Source organism: Apibacter sp. wkB309, assembly GCF_002964915.1.
Lineage (GTDB): Bacteria > Bacteroidota > Bacteroidia > Flavobacteriales > Weeksellaceae > Apibacter.
In genome coordinates this window covers 181,293-207,118 of the sequence record NZ_PSZL01000001.1, presented here as the reverse complement: position 1 = coordinate 207,118, position 25,826 = coordinate 181,293, and the positions used below count along the sequence as shown (strand labels likewise).

The following is a 25,826-nucleotide window of genomic DNA, read 5'->3' as shown; positions in this document are numbered from 1 at the left end:
GTTAATATACCTTTATGATATATGTGAATATAAATAGGGTAGAAAGCTATTTTTAAACAAACTTCATTAAAAGTGCAAAGTTAAGGGATTCCCATCAATAAATACTAGAGAAATAGTGCCTAAAAAAATCCAAAATTTGATCATAAATATTAATATCTGAATATATTGAGGTTTACTTAACCAGATAACCACAATCGAACAAACGCATAATAGTATGGTTAGTAAATAATAAAGTCGTATTTCATAAAGATGAGGTTCGCAACTTAATTGAAAGGAAATACCTAATAATAAACAAAATAATATATTTAATATAATTTTGGTAGGTATAATACCTAAAGTATTAGGCAAAGTATGGTAGTTAAATAGATGATCATATTTATAGGAGAGAAGATCTTTACAAATATCTTTTATGAATATGATAAAGAATAAAAATCCAGAAAGATATAAAATGTAAGAAGAAAAATTTTCATAAAATAAAAACAGCGCTAAAAAAGGAAAAAGCATGATTGCAGAATTAGTCAAATTATTGATAAAAACTATTCGACTAAGTTTATGGCTGTAAAACCAAATGATAAATTGATAAATTAGAAAAAAAATAAAAATACGATAAGATAACACTATGGCAATAGTTAAAGATACGAAATTGAAAAAAATGTAAAATCGTAAAGCTATTCCATTACTGATAAATCGTTGCAATATAGAAGTTATCGGTCTATATATCATATCTTTTTCCTGATCGTAAAAAAAATTTATAATATAACCAGCCATGGCACTTAGTGATGAGGATAAGATAATACCATGAAGCTTTATATTTTTTAAATTTTCGACAATATTTTTTTCATCACCAAATAAATAGATAGCAGAAATATACATGGCTAGAATTAGCATAATTACATTAAAAATTCTAACTCTAACCAAAAAAGAAAGGTTAATTAAAAATATTTTTTTTCCTGAAGAGTACATCCATTAAGGATATTAATCAGGTAAAAATACAAAAAAAATTATGGGATTTATAATTAAAAACGATATACGATTTCTTTTTTATAATTTTTTAACATTTTTTCAGTAGCTTCATAATCCTGGGTAAAACCTAATATATATCCGCCTCCTCCCGATCCGCAAAGTTTCAAATAATAGGTATTAGTATCAATACCCTTTTTCCAAATTTTTAAAAATTTTCGAGGGATCATAGGGGTAAAATGATCTAAGGCCCATAGAGAAAGATGTTTCAAGTTTTGAAAAAAGGACCCCATATCCCTATTGAGAAAAGAATCTATACAATTGTTGTTATATTTTATAAATTCTTCTTTTAATGTTTTTCTAAAACCTTCATTTTTAAGTTTTTCAAAAAAAATCTGAACCATAGGTTCTGTTTCTCCGGGCATACCGGAATTAATTAAAAAAACAGCTCCTTTTCCGTCTTTGCTCTCAGTTAATCCTATTTTGTCAACATCTGCATTAGGTTGAATTAACAAAGGAATATTCATATAACAGATAAGAGGGTCAATACCTGAACTTTTACCGTGAAAAAAAGATTCCATTTGTCCAAAAACATTTTTTAAATCTCTTAAATCCGTTTTTAGAATCTTATCAGATGAGATTTTATTTACAGAATATTTATCGAAGATAGCTGCTACCAGAGCACCGGAGCTACCAACCCCATATCCTTGAGGAATATTAGAATCAAAGAACATTCCTTTTTCAATATCTTTTTCAAGCTGAGAAATATTAATCGAAAATTTTTCAGGCAATGATAAAGTTTTCAAATAATCTGCAAATTTATGCAATGATTTATTTGATTTTGATTCAATTTCATTAAGTTCTGATGAAAACTGTAAAGTTCCTTTATAGGCATTGTAGGGTAGGGTTAACCCTCTTGAATTTTCAATAATTCCATATTCTCCAAAGAGTAAAATTTTTGCATAAAATAAAGGATGCTTCATATTTTAATATTCTTCAAAAAACATTACAAATTTACACATTATATTAATTTTGTAATTAAAATTTAACTAATATTTTTATAAACCTTTGAAAGGTTCTAATTTTAAAAATTATTTGAATCCATTCGATATAAAAACAAAATATTCATGCTGATAATGAATAATTTGACATTAATTTTTTCAGAGATTAAAACATTAACTTAATTATATAAAAATTTTGGGATATTGCATATGTATCAGTAGTTTTTTAGGTTTGGATGTAATTGCTATTAATCACCTAATTAGCAAGTTAACCTGTTGTAGGCGATTTTTTAAATAAGAAGTTAACTAGTTGTAATGTATGGGGAAAAATAATTTCAACAAATAACGGTATAAATATAAAATAAAGAATATTCTAAAAATCAATTGAATAATTTAAAATAAAATAAAAAAATCCCGGAATTCCGGGATTTTTTTACTTTATAAAGAAAAAATGTGATTATTACATCATTCCCGGCATTCCTCCACCCATTGGAGGCATTGCAGGTTCATCTTTTTTAATATCAGTAATTACACATTCAGTAGTTAATAACATTCCGGCAACAGAAGCCGCATTTTCTAATGCAACACGAGTTACTTTAGTAGGGTCAATAATTCCGGCACTGAACATATTTTCGTATTGTTCAGATTTGGCATTGTAACCGAAATCATCTTTTCCTTCTTTAACTTTATTAACTACAACAGAACCTTCACCACCGGCATTAGCAACAATTTGACGAAGTGGTTCTTCAATAGCTCTTCTAACGATTTTGATACCGGTTTCTTCATCTTGATTAATACCTTTAAGAGATTCAATTCCGTTAATTGCACGAACTAAAGCGACACCTCCTCCGGCAACAAAACCTTCCTCAACGGCAGCACGAGTTGCATGTAATGCATCATCTACTCGGTCTTTTTTCTCTTTCATTTCAACTTCTGAAGCAGCACCTACATATAAAACAGCAACTCCTCCGGCTAATTTAGCAAGTCTTTCTTGAAGTTTTTCTTTATCGTAATCAGAAGTAGTATTTTCAATTTGAGCTTTAATTTGAGCTACTCTTTGTTTGATATTTTCATCACTTCCTGCACCGTTAACGATGGTCGTGTTATCTTTATCAATAGATACTTTTTCAGCAGTACCTAACATTTCTAATGTTGCTCCTTCAAGAGTTAATCCGGCTTCTTCAGAAATAACGGTTCCTCCTGTTAAAATAGCTATATCTTCCAACATTGCTTTTCTTCTGTCTCCAAATCCTGGAGCTTTAACAGCAGCAATTTTTAAAGACCCTCTTAACTTATTTACTACTAAAGTAGCCAAAGCTTCACCATCTACTTCTTCAGAGATAATAAGTAAAGATTTACCATGTTGTGCAACCGGTTCTAATACAGGAAGTAAATCTTTCATGCTGGATATTTTTTTATCGCATAATAAAATATATGGATTTTCCAGCTCAGTGATCATTTTATCTGTATTAGTCACAAAGTAAGGAGATTGGTATCCTCTGTCAAATTGCATACCTTCTACTACGTCTACGTAAGTATCAGTACCTTTTGCTTCTTCCACAGTGATAACACCTTCTTTTCCTACTTTACCGAAAGCTTCAGCAATAAGTGAACCGATAGTATCATCGTTATTTGCAGAAATTGATGCAACTTGTTTGATCTTTTCTGAATCAGAACCAACTTCTTGAGATTGTTTTTTTAATTCTTCAACAACAGCAGCTACAGCTTTATCGATCCCTCTTTTTAAATCCATTGGATTTGCACCCGCAGCTACATTTTTTAATCCTTCTCTTACAATAGCTTGTGCCAATACAGTTGCTGTAGTTGTTCCATCACCGGCAACATCATTGGTTTTAGATGCAACTTCTTTAACCATTTGAGCTCCTAAATTTTCAATAGGCTCTTCTAATTCAATTTCTTTTGCAACAGTAACACCGTCTTTAGTTACATGAGGAGCTCCGAAAGATTTTTGTATAACTACATTTCTTCCTTTAGGTCCTAAAGTAACTTTAACAGCATCAGCTAAAGCATCTACCCCTTTTTTAAGGGCATCTCTAGATTCAATATTAAATTTTATATCTTTTGCCATTTTAATTTTTTTAAGATTTACGTATTTGGTTTAATTAAACAATTGCTAAAATATCAGACTCTCTCATTATAAGATAATCCTTTCCATTAAGTTTTAGTTCAGTTCCGGAATATTTTCCATATAAAACTTTATCACCAACTTTAACAGTCAACGGTTCGTCTTTTTTTCCGGCTCCTACTGCAACTATAACCCCTTCTTGTGGTTTTTCTTTAGCACTATCAGGGATAATGATTCCTGAAGCTGTTTTTGTTTCAGCAGCTGCCGGCTCTACTACTACACGGTCAGCCAATGGTTTAATTGATAGTTCTGACATATCTATTATTTTTAATTTTTATATTATTTTTTTAAACTAATTGGTAATACCCTTTTCTTTTTTCTAAAAATATGCCAAATAAAAGTTTTATGACAAAAAGAAAGTAAACGCGTCAAGGTGTCAGATGACTAATATATATGGTTTAAGCGGGGTATTTATTTTTATAAATAAGTAGTTGTAATACAGTATTATAAGTTTAAAATGCATTTAAAAAAGTTATGTGTAAATGAAAAAACCTTTGATAAAATAAAAATATCAAAGGTCTATAATGAAGTATAGATAATTTAAAATTAAACTATATTATTTTTTATTTTTTTAACACTAAAAGATAAACTTATGTAATAGATTCCTAAAAACAACATAGATATGCTAACCCATATTAGCAAAGCGGCTAATCCGATTGGAGGGAATACCACTATTACAAAAGAAAGGATAACTTCCAGTATGCCTAAAGTTAATAACCATCCCCAATTACTTAACCCCATGTTCTTAATATCAAACGAGTGGCCAATTAAACTAACTCCTTTAAATAACAGCCAGAAGCCAATAAAGAAAGATAAGATCCCCATTTGAGTAAATATATTGGAGGATATTAATATAATTCCTACCAATAAGTCTAAAATACCACCGGCCAAATACCATCCCCAATTGCTGGTATGAGTATTACTTAATGAAAAAACAATTTCGAAAATACCAAAAACCAGAAAAGAGACAGAAAAAAATGTTGTTAAGAAAATTAGTGATGGAGTAGGAGACACCATTACTATAATACCTGCTAAAATGAACAATATGCCTAAAAGGAGCATAATCCACCAATTTTTTATAAAAGATTTCATATAAATTTTATGTAATTATTAGGATAAGATAATTTCAAAAATAATGCCATGAAATTGTTATATACAAATGAAATAAAGGTTGGTAAGTGTCCATATAATAAGTGTAACTATTAAATTTTTATTTTTTTAATTAGGTATTATTATTGTAGATTGTCAACTAAAAAAAGAGAATAATTTCAAATTGAAAAATAAATTAGATCTATTACAGCTAATCGAAGAAGCAAAAAATTCCAGGCAACAGGCTCAAAGTAAAATAGTAAATTTATTTTGGAGTGATATTAAATCCTATATTTTTTCTTTAGTGAAAGATGAAAATTATTCAGAAGAGCTCACTGTTGAAACCTTTACAAAAGTTTTAAGTAAGTTAAATTTATACAATTCTGATTTTGATTTTAGAACTTGGGTAACATCCATTGCACATAATTCAGCCATAGATTTTTTAAGAAAAAAAAATAAGGATAAAAATAAATTTTTAGATGATGACTATCAACAACCAAGAGATTGGGAACCATCGCCTGAGCAGTTGTTTATTGATAAACAAAATTTAGAAGCATTTGAAAAAAGATTAAATAATCTTCCTGAAAATTATCGAAAATTAATTTATTCTCGATATGTAGAAGGAAAAAAGCTTAAAGATATAGTTGAAGAAACCGGTTTATCTTTAGCTAATGTAAAAGTAAGCTTGATGAGAGCACGTAAGCTTTTATCTTAAAAAAATTTACTTTAATTACCTAACAAATACTAAACTTTTTTCTGTAGATAATTGATCTGAATATTCATATCCGTCCTCATTATACGTCTTGATATCCTCCCAATGGGTTATAGAGTTTTCAGCGCACCATCGAGTCATCTTTCCACGGGCATTTTTAAAATACATCATAATACTTTTTAAAGATCCATTTTTATAATCTTTAAATTCAATATCCTTAACTTGACCTTTCAACTTTTTAAGATCAAATACTTTGAAATATTCTTTACTGGCAAGGTTAAGTATAGGTTCATCATTTTCAAGTAAATTATTCAAATAAGTAGTCAATATATCTTTCCAAAACCCATATAAATCGTTGGCTCGTTCGGTTTTAAGTTTTTTACCCATTTCTAATCGATATAACATAATATCATCTGAAGGATGAAGCAAACCGTAAAGGCCTGAAAGAATTAATAAATTTTTTTGTAAATAATCTAAGGCGGATTTAGATAAGGATTCGGCATCTAGCCCTCTGTAAACTTCTCCTTTAAATGCAAAAATAGCCTGTACGCACTCCTTTTTTAAAGGATTGGGAGTCCATTTCTGAATTCGTTCCCAATTTTCTTCGGACAATTTTGATGAAATATTCAAGAGATTTTCTAATTCAGATGGAGAATATTCCTTTAAAACAAGTTGTAATTTTTTACTATAATCAATGAATTCGGGTTGAGTGTGTTGATTCCAGCTTGAATTGGTTTCCAAACTCATAATTTTTGCCGGAGAAAGAAGTATTTTCATTTAAAATTTATTAGCGATGTAGCTAAGTTATTAAAAAAGATTGATGTTTAAACGTTGAATTTAACTTATTTAAATACTAAAGGTTAGGAATTAATCCTAACCTTTGAAAAAAATTATATATATTTTTTATATTTCAAAATCAGAATTTACATCTAATTTTTGAGCAATAATCTTGTTTATTTTATTTTTCAAATAAGGAATGGAAACAGATTCCATTACATCCGCACAGAATGCGAACATAAGTAAAGCTTTAGCTTCTTTCTCATGAATTCCCCTTTGTTTCATATAAAACAAGGCATCATCATCAAGTTGACCTACGGTACATCCATGGGAACATTTCACGTCGTCTGCAAAAATTTCTAGCTGAGGTTTCGTATCGATGCTCGAATTTTCAGAAAGCAAAATATTATTATTTTGCTGGAAAGCATTCGTTTTTTGAGCTATTTTATTTACTTTGATTTTTCCGTTAAATATGCCATGTGCAGATTCTTGATATATTCCTCTATAAAGTTCATGGCTTTCACAATTAGGTTGGTTATGTTTAACAAGTGTATGATTTCCCACTTCTTGTCCATCTCCTATAAGGGTAACCCCTTTTAACGTTGAATTGATATTTTCGCCTTTGTGATCAAATGACAACTCATTACGAACCGTTTTGCCGCCAAAAGAAAAAGTATGCACAAAAGCGTTGCTGTCTTTTTCTTGTTCAATATAGGTAGAGTCTATTAAACAAGAGGAATGTTTATCATCCTGAATTTTATAAAGGCTGAAATTCGTATTTTTTCCAACAAAAATTTCTGTAACTATATTATGAAAGATGTCCAATTCAGAAAGCGTATGAATTCTTTCAGAAATTTGAATTTGAGACTGATCTTCAATGACAAATAAATTACGAAGGTTGCTAATGGCCTTATATTCTTGTTTTGAGCTTATATAAATTAATTCAATTAACTGATTCTCTATTGTTTGTTTAGGTACATAAATAAAAGTTCCTTCTTGATATGATGCCGTATTTAATACGTTAAAATAATTCTCATTATTAGAAATGGAATTTAGCTTAGAGAGAATAATTGTTTTATACGTTTCATTTTGTAATGCTTCAGAAAAAGGAAGCACTTTCCATGAATCCTGTGGGTAATTGGAATACATTGGTGAAATGATTCCATCAATCAAAACTATTTTAAAAGAATTCGATTCATTACCTAAAATACTCTCTATAGTCTCTTTAGAAACAGGATTGTTTTTTGCAGCTTCATAAGTTTCCGGATTAAAATCTGCTATTTTAGAAAATTTCCAATCTTCATTTTTTGAGGTTGGAAGACTGCTATTCTCTAATGTTTGTTGAGCTTGTTTTATAATTTTTACTAATTCAGTATGTTGTGGAATGTTCATTTTACTAATTTTAGTTAAGAGGATGACTGATTGGCGTATTTGAAAATTATAACCAATCGTAACCTTTTTCTTCTAATTCCAATGCTAATTCTTTAGTTCCCGATTTTATAATTTTTCCGTTCATTAAAACATGTACAAAGTCAGGAACGATATAATCCAATAAGCGTTGGTAATGAGTAATAACTAAAACGGCATTATCTTTATTTTTTAATTTATTAACCCCGTTAGAAACAATACGTAATGCATCAATATCAAGCCCTGAATCCGTTTCATCCAAAATGGATAATTTAGGTTCTAACATAGCCATTTGGAAAATTTCATTTCTTTTCTTTTCACCTCCTGAAAATCCTTCATTAAGAGATCGGGAAAGAAAATCTTTTCTAATTTCAAGCATTTCAGATTTTTCTTTAACTTTTTGTAAAAATTCCTGTGCCGAAATATCTTCCTGTCCTCGAGCTTTGCGGTTAGCATTTATGGCTGCCTTTAAAAAGTTGGAAACGCTAACACCCGGAATTTCCACGGGATATTGAAAAGACATAAATATACCGGCATTGGCTCTTTCTTCAGGAGCAAGGTCTAACAAATTTTTTCCTTCTAAAAGAATAGAACCTTCGGTAACTTCATAATCTTCTCTTCCGGTAATTACATTGGAAAGCGTACTTTTTCCTCCTCCATTAGGACCCATAATCGCATGTACTTCTCCTTTATTAATTTCAAGATTTATTCCTTTAAGTATTTCTTTTTCTCCAATTCTTGCGTGCAAATTTTTTATTGATAGCATTTTTATCGTATATTATCTTAAACTTATTCAAAAACAAATATACTACCTTTATAACTGCTTTAAAAAATAGGTTATAAATTTTATTGATTTCAAAATTGATTAACATTATTTAAATAAATATTTTTCAAAGACTTACTAATACAAATTCCTATTAAATAGAATATTTCACAGAAAAATCGCTCATTTTTAAATACTTCTTATTTAAAAAGTATGTTATAATAAATTCAATGAATTCAATTGATATTGATTCTCTTTAAATTAAAGGTCTTTATCGTCAATATTCAGTTTTTTACTTATAATTTTCTTTAAAGCCGATGGAATCCACTTTAAAAGTTGTTCAATGCCATCTAAAATTTCTCCGGTATATGCACCGGTAAGCATACATAATACAAATATAGTATTGAGGGATACATCGGTAAATTCTTGCATCAGTATCCCCATAGAAATTCCTATTATTATGGAAATGGGTGTTTTGATAAGAAGTCTGCATACAGAAGTTCCTTTATATAAGGAACGAGCGATCATACTGATCACAGTAACAAGGATCACACCTTTGTTTTGGATAAAAAAATAAAATAGTGTTTCGTTAATTTCTTTACAATAAGGTATCATATGGGCTTTTATAAGGTTGTCATTTAAGGTTTTAATATGAAATAACTTTAATTATATCATATAAAATATTAATTTTTAAAGTATCTGGTTTCGATAACAAAAATTATTAGCTTAGGTCTTCTTGAAAATTAAGGGATAAGAAAAGCTAATAATAAAGAAGCTTTTAATAAAAAAGAATAAAAAAAGGAAATTCTTACTAAATGAAATCGGTAACATATCAACAGATAAATAATAAAAAAAGAATATTTTCTTTCATTTTATTTGTATTCTCGTAATATGATTGCTTTCTCTTTCAAAATGAAACTCAGGTCGTTTCCATCTTTTTCGACGTATTTCATCTAATTTATCTTCAATTTTATCAATGAGATCTACGGGTATCTCTAACGGGTAGGACCACTCTAAAATTTTAATCTGATTATGATGGATGATACATCTTTCCTTTAAACTAAGAAATTTTCGAACTTCAGAATCATAGCTTAAACAGGTTCTTAAATCATGGATGTTTAATTTTCTTTTTCTCATGGTATGGTGTTATTTATTGGTGAAGTGCTTCTTTTTAATAGTTAATTGAGACCAAGCTTAATCGGGTTATAATTGAATATGAATAATTGGATCATTCTAAATTCGCGAACTATATTTAACTAAATTGTTATAATTCGTGAAATCAATCTTAAAAATGCTATTTTGTACATATTTTCATATACAGTGTCTATTTAGTTAATGTCTTTCTTGTTTGTTTGTAAATCGAAATAAAAGTTTCGATATCTAATAAATTAATTTTCTGGCAATTATATGGGTTTTTAAAAAAATAATGTATATTTACCTTATAATACAAAGCAAACATACAAACATATTTGCAAAAAATAAATAAAATATGAAAAATAACACAAATTTCTTTGAAAGAATAGCTGCGATCATTAAATATAAAGGATTTAGAAGTGTTCATGATTTTGCAATTAATGGGTTGGGATATAGTTCTTCGGAAAAATTAAACCGATTAAAAAGGGAAGGAACTAAACCTTCTTACGATATATTAGAAGATATTGCCAATAAGTTTGATGAAATAAATGTAAATTGGCTTCTTACCGGAAGAGAATCTATGTTAAAAAGAGGATTGGGATTTCCAAGAGGAAAAGAAATTATTACTGTTCCGATAAATATGCAACGTAAAACGGCGGATCCTATTAAAGAAATACAAGATGTCCCATTATATGATTTAGAAGCTACGGCCGGTTTGGTTGAGCTTTTTAAGGGGACTTCCAGTGAAGCGATTCTGGATCGAATTCGTATACCGGGTATAGCTAACTGCGATGGAGGAGTATATGTGAAAGGAGATTCCATGTATCCATTACTAAAAAGTGGTGATATAGTATTATATAAAGAAATAACTTTAGATAAAATTTTTTGGGGAGAAATGTATTTGCTTTCTATAAAAATTGATGATTGGAGCGAATATATTACCGTTAAGTTTGTCCAAAAATCTGAATTAGGAGACAATTATATAAAGCTGGTTTCACAGAATCAACATCATCAGTCTAAAGATATGTTAATGGAGCATATAAATGCTATTGCTTTAATACGAGCAAGTATACGGTTGCATAATTAAATTACTATATTTAATACGATTGAGATTTTATACGGTTAAGTAAAATTTATTTGTAAACTTCATAAAGTGACTTTTTTACCTTAACCGTTTTTAAACCTGTAGATATTATAAATTTTTTATAAATAAATAATATTGTTGCCAATAGTAATTAAAGGCTTATTAGTTCAAAATTATATAAGAATATAGATGATCCTCAAATATAAATAGGAATGAATATTTTAATCCCTGTAATAGATGCGCTTTACTCTGGGCGAAATAGAGGTTAAGACTTCATAAGGAATTGTTTGATACCAGTCAGCATATTCTACCACACTAGGATTTTCACCAATTATAATGACTGGATCTCCTTCCTTACAAGCAATACCCGTTACATCAATCATCATCATATCCATACAAATATTTCCAATGATAGGAGCTTTCATTCCATGTATCGTTACATAACCTTTACCATTTCCTATGATTCTCCGAATACCGTCTGCATAGCCAATAGGCAAAGTTGCAATAGAAGAATTTCTTTCAACAACAAAACGTCGGCCATATCCAACCGTTTCTCCGGGTTTAAGATTGTGAATATTAGAGATAACAGTTTTTAAAGTAATTACATTTTCCAGCTTTTTTAAGGCCTTTTCATTATCAATATATCCATACATACCAATACCTAAACGAACGGCGTCAAATTGATATTCGGGATAATTAAGAATACCGTTTGAATTTGCTATATGAAGAAGGGGTTGATAACCTAATATTTTAACTAATAAATCAAATGAATATTTCAGTCTCGTCGCTTGCAATCTGGTAAATTCTTCTTGCTCTAACACATCGGACACTGCAAAATGACTGAAAACCGATTTTACCTTTACAAAAATATTATCTTTTAATAAGTCACCTAATTTTTGAGCTTCATCGGGTTGGAAGCCTAAGCGGTGCATTCCGGTATCTATTTTAATATGAATAGGATAATCCGATACGTTTTTTTCTTTTAATTTTTGTGTAAATAAGTCAAGTTCTCTAAAACTGTATATTTCCGGCTCCAAGTTATATTCAATGACACGATCATAACTGCTGATTTCAGGATTCATAACCATAATGGGCAAATAAATCCCCCGGTCTCTTAATTTAATACCTTCATCCGCATAAGCTACGGCCAGATAATCTATATGATAATATTGTAAAACTTCTGCAATTTCAAAATTTCCCAAACCGTAAGAAAAAGCCTTAACCATGGCAATAATTTTAGTTTTCGGTTTTAATTGACTTTTGAAATAATTTACATTATTCAAAAGTGAATGCAGGTTAACTTCCAATATGGTATCATGAGATTGAACTTGCAGTAATTGAGCAACTTTTTCTAATTCAAAAGCACGGGCCCCTTTAATTAATAGGGCAGCATCTTTTATAGATCGACTTTCTAAAAACTTAATAACTTCTGCCGTGGATAAAAAGCTTTTTAACATAGCATTAAATAAGCTTTGATATTGGTGCATTTTTTCTCCTACTAAAAGGACATGATGTAAAGGAAAAGAATTAACCAAGTCAGCAATTTTTTTATACAATGCAGCTTCAGGAAGATGAGATTGGAAAATATCCGACAATATCAATACTTTTTTGGGTTTATTTTGCTGAAAAAGAAACTGTAAGGCTATTTCCAAAGATTGGTAATCCGAATTGAAGGTGTCGTTTATAATAGTACAATTATTAATTCCCGATACTTGTTCTAAACGCATCGATACCGGTTGCAAATGAAAAATTTTTCCTTGTATAAAATCGTATTTACAGCCCAATTCAGAAAGTACGGCTACTAAACATAATATATTTTGAATAGAGGCATTATCAGTAAAAGGGATAGTATATTTTCTATTTTCCCCCCAAACGGAAATGCTCAATTTTGTTGTGTTACCGGTAAGAGAAAAATCTATTAATTGGATGTCTGAATTTTCCTTTCCGAAAGAAATTAATTTTTTATTGGGATACGTTTTTTGGATTATTTTTGAAATAATCGGATCACTTGGATAAATAATTACCCGTGAATGTTTAAAAAGTTTAATTTTTTCTATAATTTGCTCTTCCCGATCTTTAAAATATTCGGAATGAGCTGCCAGTACATTTGTGAGAACCCCAATTGAAGGATGCAAAACATCTTCCTGTTTATCCATTTCACCGGGTTTGGAAATTCCGACTTCAAAAATACCTAAATTGTGTTTAGATGTAATTTGTAATAGAGATAAGGGAAGTCCAATTTGAGAATTAAAACTCTTAGGACTTTTTATAATTGAAAATTCATCCCATAAACATTGGTCAAGCCATTCTTTTAGTATGGTTTTACCATTACTTCCGGTAATGCCTATGGTTAGGAGGTTAGGAAAAGAAGTTGTGTGATGACGAGCCCATTTTTGAAATGCAGAAACCGTATCATCTACTATCAAATATGTAGCATCAGGATGCATTGAGGGTATATGCGACGCTATAAAAATTCGAACCGATTTATTATAAGCATCTTCCATATAAGTATGTCCGTCTCGAACTCCTTTAAATGCAATAAAAGCACCATCGGCAGGAGATACTATGTTTCGGCTGTCATAGAAAACATGTTTAATTATTCTATCAGGATTGCCGATGAGTTGAGCATCGATAATGCGGGACAGTTGAGATGCGGAATATTTCATCGTAGAACCTCTAGTTAAATTTAATCCTTTTTCTGTACTTTTTCCTTATTCATTATCTCCCAAAAAGCTTGCCTGCTTAGAGGTTCATACTTGTCCTTTTCTCCTAATTCCACCAAGTTTTCACCGGATGAAATTCGATGGGAATAATTAGCTAAATTTCCGGTTTTTACGCAAACAGCATGAACTTTTGTTACGTATTCGGCGGTAGCCATTAAAAAGGGCATCGGGCCAAAAGGTCTGCCTTTAAAATCCATATCCAAACCTGCAACTATAACTCGTTTTCCTTGATTCGCAAGTAGATTGCAAACTTCCACTATTGTATCGCTAAAAAACTGAGCTTCATCGATTCCTACAACATCGCAATCGGCTGCCAAAAGAGGAATTTCTAAAGGATTATCAATAGGAGTGCTGGGATAAGAGGTTTGATCATGGGAAACCACCAATGTTTCATCATATCTTACATCCATGGCAGGTTTGAAAATTTCAACCTTTTGTTTTGCAAATTCTGCACGTTTAAGTCTGCGTATAAGTTCCTCAGTTTTACCGGAGAACATGGAACCGCAAATTACTTCAATCCAGCCAGTTTGTTGAGTGCTATTTGTTGTATTTTCAAGAAACATTTGTAAATTTCGGGTCTTTAATAAAAATTTTTACAAAAGTAGAAATTAACGAACATATTAAAAAGCAAATTATGAATGCTAAAGAAATATTTCAAAAGGAAGTTCTAGAGGAAATCAAATCCATTGCCGGAGAAATTAGCCGTGTGCAAAGCTTTTCAGGTCTTTTGTCACATCAGCAGAAAATTCAAAATTTATACGAAAAATTTATTTTTTTAAAACAATTATCTACTTCTAAGTATCAGCAGATTCTTGAAAATTTAGAAAGTAGTGGAAAAGTTCAGGAAAAAAAAGTAGAGGTTAGAGATTTTTATGAAACGGACAAAGAGGCGGCAAGTGAAGTATCTGATCCTATAGACTCAACAAAAAATGATAAGGTTGAAAACAATGTAATCACAGAAGAACAAAAAGTTGAGGAGCCCTTTGTAGAAGCAGTTAACACAACTAAAGAGATGAGAAAATCAGAGGAAGAAAATTTAAAAAAAATGGATTCTCTGAATATCCAAATTGCAGAAATAAAACCTCAAGAAAAGAATAGAATTGTACGACCAATTAATTTAGATTTTAATGATTCCATAGCATTTATCAGTCAATTGTTTAATGGCAGCAAATCAGATATGGATATTGAATTTGCCCAATTGAACCAAACGCAAACCATAGAAGAAGCAAAAAGATGGATGGAAGAAATGTTCGTAAAATATAATTGGAAAAACAAAGAAGAATATGTGGAACGGCTATCCGGTTTAATCGTACACAGGTTTGATTCTTAAAAGTTTATAAAATATATGAGTGGAAAGCTATATTTAATTCCAACTCCTATTGGAAATCTGGAAGATATAACCCTGCGGGCTTTACGACTATTAAAGGAAGTAGACTTAATTTTGGCTGAAGATACTCGTACTTCCGGTAAGCTTTTAAAGCATTACGATATCCAAACGCCAATGCAATCATATCATATGTTTAATGAACATCAAAAAACAGAGGGATATACTCAGCAGATTTCTGAAGGACGTGTCATTGCTTTAATCACCGATGCCGGAACGCCGGGAATCTCGGATCCCGGATATATGCTTGTAAAGTCGTGCATCGAAAAAAATATATCTGTAGAATGCCTTCCGGGAGCAACGGCTTTTGTTCCTGCCCTGGCTATCTCCGGGCTTCCTTCTCATGAATTTATTTTTGTAGGCTTTTTACCGGCCAAAAAAGGAAGGCAAACAAAACTTAAAGAGCTATCTCAAGAGAGCAGAACTATTATTTTATATGAAAGCCCCCATAAAATAAATACTACTTTGGAACAAATATCTGAAATTTTCGGAGAAAATCGACGAGTTAGCATAAGCAGGGAACTTACCAAAATGTATGAAGAAACGTTGCGTGGCAGCGTAGGAGAAATAGTAAAAATATGCAAAGAAAAGCCTTTGAAAGGTGAAATAGTTTTACTAATTGAAGGAAAATAAGTATCTTTAGATTTATGATTTCCAACCGGTGTAAATACGCTTTAAAAGCTTTGATTTATATAGCAAGACAAGATAAGGATAAAAGTATATTGTCGACAGAAATCTCTAATGATGAAAATATTCCCAAAAAGTTTTTGGAAAATATTTTAAGAGACCTTAAGAATGCACAATTTTTAACCAGTAGAAGAGGAGCAAAAGGAGGGTATCGATTGAATAAAGATCCCGAAAAAGTAACCTTGATAGAAGTGATTCGATTAATGGATGGGCCGATAGCTTTATTGCCTTGTGTGTCGATTATGTACCATCAGCCGTGTGATACTTGTACAACTGAAGATACTTGTACCATACGCGATGTATTTATAGAAGTTCGAGATGCAACTTTAGAAATATATAGAAAAACAACCTTAGCAAGTTTGGCAAAAAAGAAAAATAAGTTATCTTTGTGATCGAAAATTCGGGGCTGTAGCTCAGCTGGCTAGAGTGTTAGACTGGCAGTCTAAAGGTCGTGGGTTCGAGCCCCATCAGCTCCACAAATAAAGGAAATAAATTTAAACAAGCACCAAAAAAATCGGTGCTTTTATTTTTTAATAACTCTTATTTCTACATCTATAAGTAATTACCTCCTCTCTTTTGAAAATCAATCCATTTTAATATCAGTTATATTGGTAGAAATAAAGGTAATCAGTATACAAATTAAGATGATTTAAAATCAGAAATTTACATTAGCTCTATCAATGTTAATAAACAAGATTATTATTAAAATAATTTAAAAACAGTTTAAAGGATACCATCGTTATCTTTATCAACGATTTAAAAATTATAAAGGTATAATCATTGCAACTAGAGTATAGGTAGAGATGAAGTAATTAAATTTTAGAAGATTCTTGTTAACAACTGCATGTATTTAAAAGATGAAAATAATATATCATAAAACCATACTGTTTTTATTTATTGTCATTGGTATGGTTAGCCATCTTAAATCACAATATAACAATAAAATACATGATCCTCTTTTGAATTCCAGGCAGCAAAGTATAATAATTATATCGAGCTATACAGCTAAAGGAGACTTATCTCAACTTAAAAAAGCGTTAAATAATGGGCTTAACTCCGGTTTAACAGTAAATGAAATCAAAGAGATCTTGGTACATTTATATGCCTATTGTGGATTTCCGCGCAGTATTTGGGGATTACAAACTTTTATGGAAGTGATTGAGGATCGTAAAAATCAAGGCATAAAAGATATAGATGGAAAAGATATTTCTCCCCTTATAAGGAACGAAAACAAATATGAAAGAGGAAAAAAGATACTGGAAGAATTGACTAAAACCCAACAACCTGAAAAACTTAGTGGTTATTCAGCATTTGCTCCGATAATTGATACCTTTTTGAAAGAACATTTATTTGCCGATATTTTTGAAAGAGATATTATTACTTATGCTGAAAGGGAATTAGTAACCATTTCAGCTATTAGTGCAATAGGAAAAGCAGAACCTATGCTTCGTTCCCATTTAAATATCTGTCTTAATGTAGGGTGGTCTCCCCGACAACTTCAACAATTTACAACTATAATAAAAACAACTTTAAAAAGAAAAGAAGCTGCCTCTGTGCGAAAAATTGTAAATGAAATAGTTGAACAGCAAGAAAAAAATACATAACATTTTAATCATGAATAAATTAACCTCAATATTAGCTATTGCAACATCATTTGTAGGGGCTGATGCAATACAAGCACAATCGTCTCATAAAAATGATCAACAAAATCCGTTTACCTTAGTTTATGAAGGTGCGATCCGAAAAAATGAACCGGAAAAAGTAAATATACATCCGGTTACCTATAAATTACATGGGATTGAAATAGCGGCTAATGTTTATACTCCGGCCCATTATGATTCTTCAAAAAAATATCCGGCTGTAGTTGTAGCCCATCCTAACGGGGGAGTGAAAGAACAAACTGCAGGACTTTATGCGCAAAAATTGGCAGAAGCAGGTTATATTACCATTGCTGCCGATGCTGCCTATCAAGGAGCCAGTGGGGGAGAGCCTCGTCATACGGATAATCCGGCCTATCGCACTGAAGATATTCATGGCATGGCAGACTACATTTCTCAATACCCCGGAGTTGACGCCAATCGTATCGGAGCTCTGGGAATTTGTGGGGGCGGTGGGTATACTCTTAAGGCGGCTCAAGCAGATAAAAGATTAAAAGCTATAGCCACTCTTAGTATGTTTAATTCGGGAGAAGTACGACGCAATGGATTCCGGAACTCACAAATCAGTACGATTCAAGAACGTTTAAAACAAGCATCCGAGGCTCGAGCCCAAGAAGCATCCGGAGGAAAAATTTTGTATTCGGGAGTAGCTAGTGTTACGGATGAAGAGATTAATAAAACTCCTACGGATTTATATCGTGAAGGATTTGTATATTATTACAGAACTCATGCACATCCCAATTCAACTTTTCTTTATACTACTAGTAGCCTTATGTATTTAATGGCGTGGGATGCGACCGATCAATTAGAATTACTCAATCAGCCATTAGTAATGATTGCAGGAAGTAAAGCAGATACCAAATACATGACCGAAGAAGCTTTTTCTAAGGCTATTAATGCAAAAAATAAGGAGTTATTCCAAATAGAAGGGGCAACTCATATACAAACCTATTGGAAGCCTGAATATGTATCTCAAGCAGTAAATAAATTAGTTGAATTTTATAAGAAAAATCTTTAAAAAGTAGTGGATAAATCATCGAGTTTTTTTAAAAATTTAATAAACCATGAATCAAATTAGGAGCTCATTTTTTCAAGGAATACTTTTATGTACTTTATTATTAATTGCGTGTAGGAGTACCCAACAAAGTAATAGATTGGAAGCACGGGAAGTGTCGGCGATTTTTCCTAAAGGAACTAAGGTTTCCAATGAGCATTTTACAGGAAACGTATGGTTAACATATTTAGCTCCATCCGATAGCTTTTATAATGTTATAATTGGTTCTGTAAGGTTTGAGCCGGGAGCAAGAACTCATTGGCATTATCACCCTGGAGGCCAGATATTATTGATAACTGAAGGGGAAGGATGGTATCAAGAAAAAGGTAAGCCCGTTGAAATTATTAAAAAAGGAGACGTAATAAAATGTACGCGTGATATTGAGCATTGGCATGGAGCTTCAAAAGATCAGTCCATGACACATATTGCCATTGGAACTAATAGTAATTTAGGCGGAGCTATGTGGCTTCATCCGGTTACCGATAAAGAATATTTTAGCGGGGATTTTTAATTTAAATGGTAATATTTTATATTCTATTCCATTTTATCGATAATATATACTGCTGCTAGTTGTTAAAATATTCGAATAACAAAACCTATATACCCAAAAGTATATTATCAAGTTCAAGATGATAAATTTAAATTTTTCATTTTGCAGTCTAAATAGGGTAACAATTATATGTGTCGAATAATATTATTACATCTGTTTTCTTAAAAAGATTTTAAAAAAGACAAAACGATCATATAGTAAAAAAAATAGTAAACAATCATTATTATTAGTTATATATAAGGTAAAATATTATTTCAATCTTAATAATAAAATTTTTTATAATTATAAAAACATCTGAAATATAAAATCTATATAAATGAAAAAATAAAGTTAAATTATAAATAATTGTCAGAATTGAAATAATATTTATAAAGATGAAAACCAGAGACAAGTTTAACCGTTTAAATAAATATATAATCTCAATTTTTAATATAATTGTAATAGCAATTACAAAAATATATGGTAATATAATTTGCAATATATGTAAATATCATAAAATTATATGGTAATTGTTTTTTAAAAATAATATATTTATCTAAATATAATATTATTCATTTTTGTTGTATTTTTAATTATCGAATAGTAAGAAAAATCGTATTTATACATAAGTAATTAACTAAATTCCATATCTCTTTACATATTTATTGAGATTTTTTAGATATGATTTATTTCATAAAAATATATTTTTTATCTGTAAATATATACTTGTAAAATAAATTTATGATGAATTATTTAAGCATTATAAGGAGTTTTAAGAAGATATTATAATTTATTAGAGATTCATAAATTTTAATTTTTAAAAATTTTATTATAAAAAAAAATTATAATTACGGGATTCCTCAATTTAATGTTACAATAATAGAATATCTTTGCCTCGTACAAATTTTATAATATTATTAAGCACCTATTGTTATATGTAAACAACTAATTAGTGTAGTTAAAGCTCTCTTTTTTTTAAAAAAAAAGGGAGCTTTTAATTGATAATCCATTTAAAATTTAATCGATTAAATTTATATTCTCATTCTTTGTTTAAAGCTTTAAATTTATAGGCAAATAATTCCGTTTATAACACTTGAATAATTTTAAACATATGTTAATAACAGCCTCTTTTCTTTAAATTATAAATAGTTTTACAGTATATTTAATTAGTTATATTTAAATATTAATAAATGTGTATAAATTGAATAAAAAAAATAAATTCTTATATCAAATAAATTTATATATAAAGTGCTTTATTTAATATAATACCTGTAATATATCTTAAAATTATTTAGAATCTTTATAAATATCTGTCAAAAAATTAAAACATCGTATATATTGATTTTAAAATTGTATATTTAAAAACCTAGCAGATAAATTTTCCTTTAAAAATACTTGTTTTATTAAAAGGCTGTCATTAAACAGCAATAGTAAAGTAAAATTTAAATGTTACATAAAATTAACAAAGCAAAAAATAAATTTACTATATGATTTTTGATTTAGATATGATAAAAGCGGTATATAATCGCTTTCAGTTAAAGGTTGGAATGGCGCGAAAAGTAGTGGGGAGGCCTCTGACATATTCTGAAAAAATATTATATTCACATTTGTTTGATGGAAATCCATCTGAAGCATATAAAAGAGGAGAATCTTATGTAGATTTTGCACCGGATAGAGTAGCTATGCAGGATGCTACTGCGCAAATGGCCTTATTACAATTTATGCAAGCCGGTAAGAAAAAGGTAGCGGTGCCTTCTACCGTTCATGCCGATCATTTAATTCAGGCCAGAGTTGGAGCCGATAAAGACTTGCAAGAGGCAATCAATAAAAATAACGAAGTATATAATTTTCTATCATCGGTTTCCAACAAATACAATATAGGATTTTGGAAACCCGGAGCGGGAATAATACATCAGGTAATTCTTGAAAATTATGCATTTCCGGGAGGAATGATGATAGGAACTGATTCCCATACTCCGAATGCAGGTGGTTTAGGAATGGTTGCCATTGGAGTTGGAGGAGCTGATGCGGTCGACGTTATGGCGGGTATGTCTTGGGAATTAAAATTTCCAAAATTAATTGGAATTCATCTTAAAGGTAAACTCAATGGCTGGACTGCACCTAAAGATATCATATTGGAAGTAACAGGTCTTTTGACCGTAAAAGGAGGTACGGGATGTATCATTGAATACTTCGGAGAAGGAGCAGAATCATTATCGGCTACCGGAAAAGGAACTATTTGTAACATGGGAGCGGAAGTAGGAGCAACTACTTCAATATTTGCTTATGACGAAAATATGTCAAAGTATCTAAAAGCTACCGGACGTACTGAAGTTGCAGACATGGCAGATAAAATTAAAGAGGAACTTCGTTCCGATAAAGAAGTTTATGAGAACCCGGAAAAATATTATGACCAGGTTGTTGAAATAGATTTAACTTCTTTAGAGCCTCATCTCAATGGTCCATTTTCTCCGGATATAGCAACACCTATATCTCGAATTAAAGAAGTAGCTGAAAAAAATGGATGGCCTTTAAAAGTAGATGTCGGATTGATAGGTTCTTGTACCAATTCTTCTTATGAAGATATTTCAAGAGCAGCCTCGATAGCGAAACAAGCAGCAGATAAAAAGATTAGTCCTAAAGCAGAATATACCATAACACCGGGGTCGGAATTGGTACGTTATACCGTAGAAAGAGACGGATATTTAGCTGTTTTCGATAAAATTGGAGGCAAAGTCTTTGCAAATGCATGTGGACCATGTATTGGACAATGGGCTAGAGAAGGGGCAGAAAAACAACAAAAGAATACTATTGTGCATTCTTTCAATAGAAATTTTGCTAAAAGAGCAGATGGAAATCCTAATACATATGCATTTGTAGCTTCTCCGGAATTAGTTACTGCATTGGCTATTGCAGGAGATCTAAGTTTTGATCCTAGAAAAGATAAATTGATAAACGATCAAGGAGAAGAGGTTATGTTGGACGAACCGCAAGGATTTGAGCTTCCACCGAGAGGATTTGAAGTAGATGATCCGGGATATCAAAAACCTGCCGAAGATGGTTCCGAAATACAGGTTCAAGTTTCACCTACTTCAGAAAGATTACAGTTGTTAGAAAGCTTCCCTGCATGGAACGGTAAAAATATTTCCGGAATGAGATTGCTGATTAAAGCTTATGGAAAATGTACTACAGACCATATTTCTATGGCCGGACCTTGGTTAAAATACAGAGGGCATTTAGACAATATTTCAAACAATACTTTGATTGGTGCTGTAAATGCTTTTAACATGGAAACTAATAAAGTTAAGAATGAAGATACAGGAGAATATATGGCTGTTCCTGATTCGGCAAGAAAATATAAAGCAGATGGAGTTCCTACTATTGTGGTAGGAGATTATAATTATGGGGAAGGATCATCAAGAGAACATGCTGCTATGCAGCCTCGTCATTTAGGAGTAAGAGCTGTTTTGGTTAAATCCTTTGCAAGAATACATGAAACAAATTTAAAAAAGCAGGGGATGTTAGCTTTAACTTTTGCTAATCCCGAAGATTACGATAAAATTCAGGAAGATGATTTATTTAATTTTTTAGATTTAGATCAATTTTCTCCCGGAAAACCTATTACTATTGAATTAGTTCATTCTGATGGAACTAGAGAAAATATCATAGCTAATCATACTTATAATAATGGACAAATCGAATGGTTTAAGGCAGGTTCAGCATTAAATTTAATTAAGAAAAATGAGGGTAATATTTAATAAAAAATAAAAAAACAATCATAAAAAAACACCGGTTTATTCCGGTGTTTTTTCTTTTAATAATATAATGATTGATTACTGAAATTTTGTCATTTTTAAATAAACATTTAAACGTGTAAACAATGTGTACGTATCATTATTCATTAAACTTTTCTTTTAAAAATTGTCCGGTATAAGATTCTTTACATTTAATAATTTCTTCAGGAGTGCCTTGAAAGACAATATTTCCTCCGTTAATTCCGGCATCAGGGCCGATATCAACCAAATAATCTGCGCATTTGATGATATCCGGATGATGTTCAATAACCATTACACTGTGGCCTTTCTCAATTAATGCATTAAATGATTTTAGTAATTTATTTATGTCATCAAAATGCAAACCGGTACTTGGTTCATCAAAAATAAATAAGGTATTTTCGGAAGAATTACCTTTTACTAAAAATGATGCTAATTTAATTCGTTGAGCTTCTCCTCCGGATAGTGTACCGGATGATTGTCCCAGTTCCAAATAACCTAAGCCCACATCTTGTAAAGGTTGCAATTTGGTTGAAATTTTATCCTGGTTGTGTTCGTTGAAAAAGGCTATGGCCTCATCAATGGTCATTTCTAAAACATCAGCAATATTTTTACCTTCATATTTTACTTCCAAAACATCTTGCTTAAATCTTTTGCCATGACAGGTTTCGCATTCTAATTCAATATCTGCCATAAACTGCATTTCAACAGTTATAAATCCTTCTCCTAAACAAGTTTCACAACGTCCGCCCTCTACATTGAATGAAAAATGTTTCGGTTTGAAATTGTTAAGCTTACTTAGTTTTTGCTTGGAAAATAAATCGCGTATATCGTCAAAAGCTTTAACATAGGTGGCAGGATTAGATCGGGAAGATTTTCCGATTGGATTTTGGTCAATCAGTTCTAAATGTTTAATTTCCTTCCAATTTCCCTTTAATTCAGAAAAATTACCGGGCTTATCACCGTTTATTCCCAATTTTCTTTGTAATGCAGGAGTTAATATATTTTTCATTAAAGTACTTTTACCTGAACCGCTTACTCCGGTTATAACCGTTAAGCAGTGTAAAGGTAATTTAACATTAATGCCTTTTAAATTATTTTGTCTGGCTCCTGTTATTTCAATAAATTCTTTAGTTTTTCTTCGAGTTTTAGGTATTTCAATTTTCTTTTCACCATTTAAATATTCGGCGGTTAATGTATGGGTTTGCATCATTTCCGAATAAGTGCCAGAAAATACGACATTTCCTCCCAGACTACCGGCTTTTGGTCCAATATCAACCAAATAATCGGCAGCTTTCATAATATCCTCATCATGTTCAACTACAACCACGGTATTTCCCAGATCTCTTAATTTTTCCAGAACAGTAATTAAGCGGTTGGTATCTCTTCCATGTAGTCCGATACTAGGTTCATCTAAAATATAAATTGAACCTACTAAACTGCTTCCTAATGACGTTGCTAAATTAATTCGTTGAGATTCTCCCCCTGAGAGGGTATTAGAAGCTCGATTTAAAGTTAAATATCCCAAACCAACGTCTAAAAGAAATTCAATTCTGCTATTAATTTCAAAAAGTAATCGTTTAGCAATTTTTTGTTGATATTCGTTAAGTTTTAAATTTTTTATTATACCGTGTAATTGGTCAATAGGTAAATCAATCCAATCGTTAATCGAATATCCGTTAATTTTAACGTAATTGGTTTCAGGTCGTAAACGTTTTCCTTTGCATTCCGGGCATATAGTTTTGCCTCTATATCTGGAAAGCATTACTCTGTATTGAATTTTATACGTATTTTCTTCAACCATTTTGAAGAAGTGGTTCAGGCTGGGAAAACTAAGATCCCCTGTACCTTTCCATAAAATATCTTTTTGTTTATCTGTTAATTCGAAATAAGGTTTATGAATGGGAAAGTTGAATTTAGATGATTTCTTAATAAAATCATCTTTCCATTCACTCATTTTTTCCCCTCTCCATGCAACAACAGCATCTTCATAGATTGATAAATTTTTGTTAGGAATTACAAGGTCTTCATCAATACCTAATATTTTACCATATCCTTCACAAACCGGACAAGCTCCATAAGGATTATTAAAGCTAAAAAAATGTATGGTAGGCTCCAAAAACTTAATTCCGTCCAGTTCAAACGCATTAGAAAAAGTTTTAATTTCTTGGGTATCAACATTTTTAATGGAACAAGAGCCTTTGCCTTCGTAAAAAGCAATTTGAACACTATCAGCAAATCTTTGTAAGAATTCCTCATTATGTTCAACGGAAAAACGTTCAATAACTAAATTTATAGGGGTATTGCTATCCGGTACAAATCCAAAACTTTCCAAATCCTCAATAGTAGCAATATTTCCACCAACTTCCAACCTGACATATCCTTGGCCTTTCAATGTATTTAAAAATACTTTAAAATCTTTATCTACCGTAGTAATCGGAGCAGATAAGATGTATTTGCCACCTTCCGCTAAAGAGAGTATATAATCAATAACATCTGTAACCTCATCTTTTTTTACTTCTTGTCCTGATACGGGCGAATAGGTTTTACCAACACGAGAAAACAATAGTCTTAAATAATCATAAATTTCAGTAGAAGTTCCTACGGTTGATCTAGGATTTCCTGAAATAACTTTTTGTTGAATGGCAATTGCCGGAGCAAGTCCCTTAATGTCATCTACTTGAGGTTTCTCTAATTTTCCTAAAAATTGCCGCGCATAAGAGCTTAAGCTTTCCACATATCGTCTTTGACCTTCTGCGTATAAGGTATCAAAAGCCAGGGTAGATTTTCCACTTCCGGATACACCTGTTATTATGGTTAATTTATTTTTGGGAATGGAAACATCTATATTTCTAAGATTATGAAGATGTGCATTTTTTATGAAAACCACATCTTGATCTGGATGTGTTTTAATTTTATTATTTGTTTTCAAAAGTTTGTATTTG

Annotated in this window: 22 protein-coding genes and 1 tRNA gene; 10 read left to right on the top strand and 13 right to left on the bottom strand. The window is 30.9% G+C overall.

Annotation, left to right across the window (positions count from 1 at the left end; all coding sequences use genetic code 11):
• Positions 1-66: 66 nt before the first annotated feature.
• The 5 genes from C4S75_RS00820 to C4S75_RS00800 all read right to left on the bottom strand — a co-directional run bounded on the left by C4S75_RS00820 (position 67) and on the right by C4S75_RS00800 (position 5,199).
• Positions 67-963 carry a UbiA family prenyltransferase gene (locus C4S75_RS00820; RefSeq protein WP_105296417.1) on the bottom strand — a complete coding sequence of 299 codons (897 nt, stop codon included), beginning with the start codon at positions 961-963 and terminating at the stop codon, positions 67-69.
• Between the two features lie 53 nt (positions 964-1,016).
• Complete coding sequence (locus tag C4S75_RS00815; protein WP_105296416.1) at positions 1,017-1,943, bottom strand: mevalonate kinase; 927 nt, start codon at positions 1,941-1,943, stop codon at positions 1,017-1,019.
• A gap of 478 nt (positions 1,944-2,421) precedes the next feature.
• Positions 2,422-4,050: a chaperonin GroEL gene (gene groL, locus C4S75_RS00810; protein ID WP_105296415.1), complete on the bottom strand. Its 1,629-nt coding sequence runs from the start codon at positions 4,048-4,050 to the stop codon at positions 2,422-2,424.
• A 34-nt stretch (positions 4,051-4,084) separates the two neighbouring features.
• Positions 4,085-4,363: a co-chaperone GroES gene (gene groES / locus C4S75_RS00805; RefSeq protein WP_055426187.1), complete on the bottom strand. Its 279-nt coding sequence runs from the start codon at positions 4,361-4,363 to the stop codon at positions 4,085-4,087.
• A gap of 290 nt (positions 4,364-4,653) precedes the next feature.
• Complete coding sequence (locus C4S75_RS00800; RefSeq protein WP_105296414.1) at positions 4,654-5,199, bottom strand: HdeD family acid-resistance protein; 546 nt, start codon at positions 5,197-5,199, stop codon at positions 4,654-4,656.
• A 181-nt stretch (positions 5,200-5,380) separates the two neighbouring features.
• Here C4S75_RS00800 and C4S75_RS00795 point away from each other — a divergent pair, with 181 nt between their 5' ends.
• Complete coding sequence (locus tag C4S75_RS00795) at positions 5,381-5,911, top strand: RNA polymerase sigma factor (RefSeq protein ID WP_158254190.1); 531 nt, start codon at positions 5,381-5,383, stop codon at positions 5,909-5,911.
• Between the two features lie 15 nt (positions 5,912-5,926).
• Here the strand turns inward: C4S75_RS00795 and yaaA are convergent, their stop codons facing one another.
• The 5 genes from yaaA to C4S75_RS00770 all read right to left on the bottom strand — a co-directional run bounded on the left by yaaA (position 5,927) and on the right by C4S75_RS00770 (position 9,992).
• A complete protein-coding gene (gene yaaA / locus C4S75_RS00790) occupies positions 5,927-6,685 on the bottom strand; it encodes a peroxide stress protein YaaA (RefSeq protein WP_105296412.1) in 759 nt (252 codons plus the stop codon).
• Positions 6,686-6,811: 126 nt separating this feature from the next.
• On the bottom strand, positions 6,812-8,077 hold the full coding sequence (gene sufD / locus C4S75_RS00785) for a Fe-S cluster assembly protein SufD (RefSeq protein WP_105296411.1): 1,266 nt from the start codon (positions 8,075-8,077) through the stop codon (positions 6,812-6,814).
• Positions 8,078-8,123: 46 nt separating this feature from the next.
• Complete coding sequence (gene sufC, locus C4S75_RS00780; protein WP_105296410.1) at positions 8,124-8,858, bottom strand: Fe-S cluster assembly ATPase SufC; 735 nt, start codon at positions 8,856-8,858, stop codon at positions 8,124-8,126.
• A 258-nt stretch (positions 8,859-9,116) separates the two neighbouring features.
• The gene (locus C4S75_RS00775) at positions 9,117-9,470 is read right to left on the bottom strand and encodes a hypothetical protein (protein ID WP_105296409.1); all 354 of its coding nucleotides are present in this window, start codon (positions 9,468-9,470) and stop codon (positions 9,117-9,119) included.
• Positions 9,471-9,722: 252 nt separating this feature from the next.
• Positions 9,723-9,992 carry a hypothetical protein gene (locus C4S75_RS00770; RefSeq protein WP_105296408.1) on the bottom strand — a complete coding sequence of 90 codons (270 nt, stop codon included), beginning with the start codon at positions 9,990-9,992 and terminating at the stop codon, positions 9,723-9,725.
• A 352-nt stretch (positions 9,993-10,344) separates the two neighbouring features.
• Here C4S75_RS00770 and C4S75_RS00765 point away from each other — a divergent pair, with 352 nt between their 5' ends.
• Complete coding sequence (locus tag C4S75_RS00765) at positions 10,345-11,076, top strand: S24 family peptidase (protein WP_105296407.1); 732 nt, start codon at positions 10,345-10,347, stop codon at positions 11,074-11,076.
• A gap of 218 nt (positions 11,077-11,294) precedes the next feature.
• Here the strand turns inward: C4S75_RS00765 and C4S75_RS00760 are convergent, their stop codons facing one another.
• On the bottom strand, positions 11,295-13,739 hold the full coding sequence (locus C4S75_RS00760; protein ID WP_105296406.1) for a bifunctional UDP-N-acetylmuramoyl-tripeptide:D-alanyl-D-alanine ligase/alanine racemase: 2,445 nt from the start codon (positions 13,737-13,739) through the stop codon (positions 11,295-11,297).
• Between the two features lie 20 nt (positions 13,740-13,759).
• On the bottom strand, positions 13,760-14,359 hold the full coding sequence (locus C4S75_RS00755) for a thymidine kinase (RefSeq protein ID WP_105296405.1): 600 nt from the start codon (positions 14,357-14,359) through the stop codon (positions 13,760-13,762).
• Between the two features lie 71 nt (positions 14,360-14,430).
• On the opposite strand from C4S75_RS00755, the gene C4S75_RS00750 reads away from it, so the two are divergent.
• The 8 genes from C4S75_RS00750 to C4S75_RS00715 all read left to right on the top strand — a co-directional run bounded on the left by C4S75_RS00750 (position 14,431) and on the right by C4S75_RS00715 (position 22,866).
• A complete protein-coding gene (locus C4S75_RS00750) occupies positions 14,431-15,126 on the top strand; it encodes a hypothetical protein (RefSeq protein WP_146105536.1) in 696 nt (231 codons plus the stop codon).
• Positions 15,127-15,141: 15 nt separating this feature from the next.
• On the top strand, positions 15,142-15,813 hold the full coding sequence (gene rsmI, locus C4S75_RS00745; RefSeq protein ID WP_105296403.1) for a 16S rRNA (cytidine(1402)-2'-O)-methyltransferase: 672 nt from the start codon (positions 15,142-15,144) through the stop codon (positions 15,811-15,813).
• A gap of 14 nt (positions 15,814-15,827) precedes the next feature.
• The gene (locus tag C4S75_RS00740) at positions 15,828-16,259 is read left to right on the top strand and encodes an Rrf2 family transcriptional regulator (protein WP_105296402.1); all 432 of its coding nucleotides are present in this window, start codon (positions 15,828-15,830) and stop codon (positions 16,257-16,259) included.
• 10 nt (positions 16,260-16,269) lie between these two features.
• Positions 16,270-16,343: transfer RNA gene (locus C4S75_RS00735), tRNA-Ala, on the top strand.
• A 381-nt stretch (positions 16,344-16,724) separates the two neighbouring features.
• Complete coding sequence (locus C4S75_RS00730; RefSeq protein WP_105296401.1) at positions 16,725-17,471, top strand: carboxymuconolactone decarboxylase family protein; 747 nt, start codon at positions 16,725-16,727, stop codon at positions 17,469-17,471.
• A gap of 10 nt (positions 17,472-17,481) precedes the next feature.
• The gene (locus C4S75_RS00725; RefSeq protein ID WP_105296400.1) at positions 17,482-18,543 is read left to right on the top strand and encodes an alpha/beta hydrolase; all 1,062 of its coding nucleotides are present in this window, start codon (positions 17,482-17,484) and stop codon (positions 18,541-18,543) included.
• Positions 18,544-18,589: 46 nt separating this feature from the next.
• The gene (locus tag C4S75_RS00720; protein ID WP_221404040.1) at positions 18,590-19,090 is read left to right on the top strand and encodes a cupin domain-containing protein; all 501 of its coding nucleotides are present in this window, start codon (positions 18,590-18,592) and stop codon (positions 19,088-19,090) included.
• A 1,505-nt stretch (positions 19,091-20,595) separates the two neighbouring features.
• Positions 20,596-22,866, top strand: a complete 2,271-nt coding sequence (locus C4S75_RS00715; protein WP_105296399.1) for an aconitate hydratase — start codon at positions 20,596-20,598, stop codon at positions 22,864-22,866.
• A gap of 136 nt (positions 22,867-23,002) precedes the next feature.
• On the opposite strand, the gene uvrA is transcribed toward C4S75_RS00715, so the two are convergent.
• Positions 23,003-25,813, bottom strand: a complete 2,811-nt coding sequence (uvrA, locus tag C4S75_RS00710; protein ID WP_255410554.1) for an excinuclease ABC subunit UvrA — start codon at positions 25,811-25,813, stop codon at positions 23,003-23,005.
• Positions 25,814-25,826 lie beyond the last annotated feature (13 nt).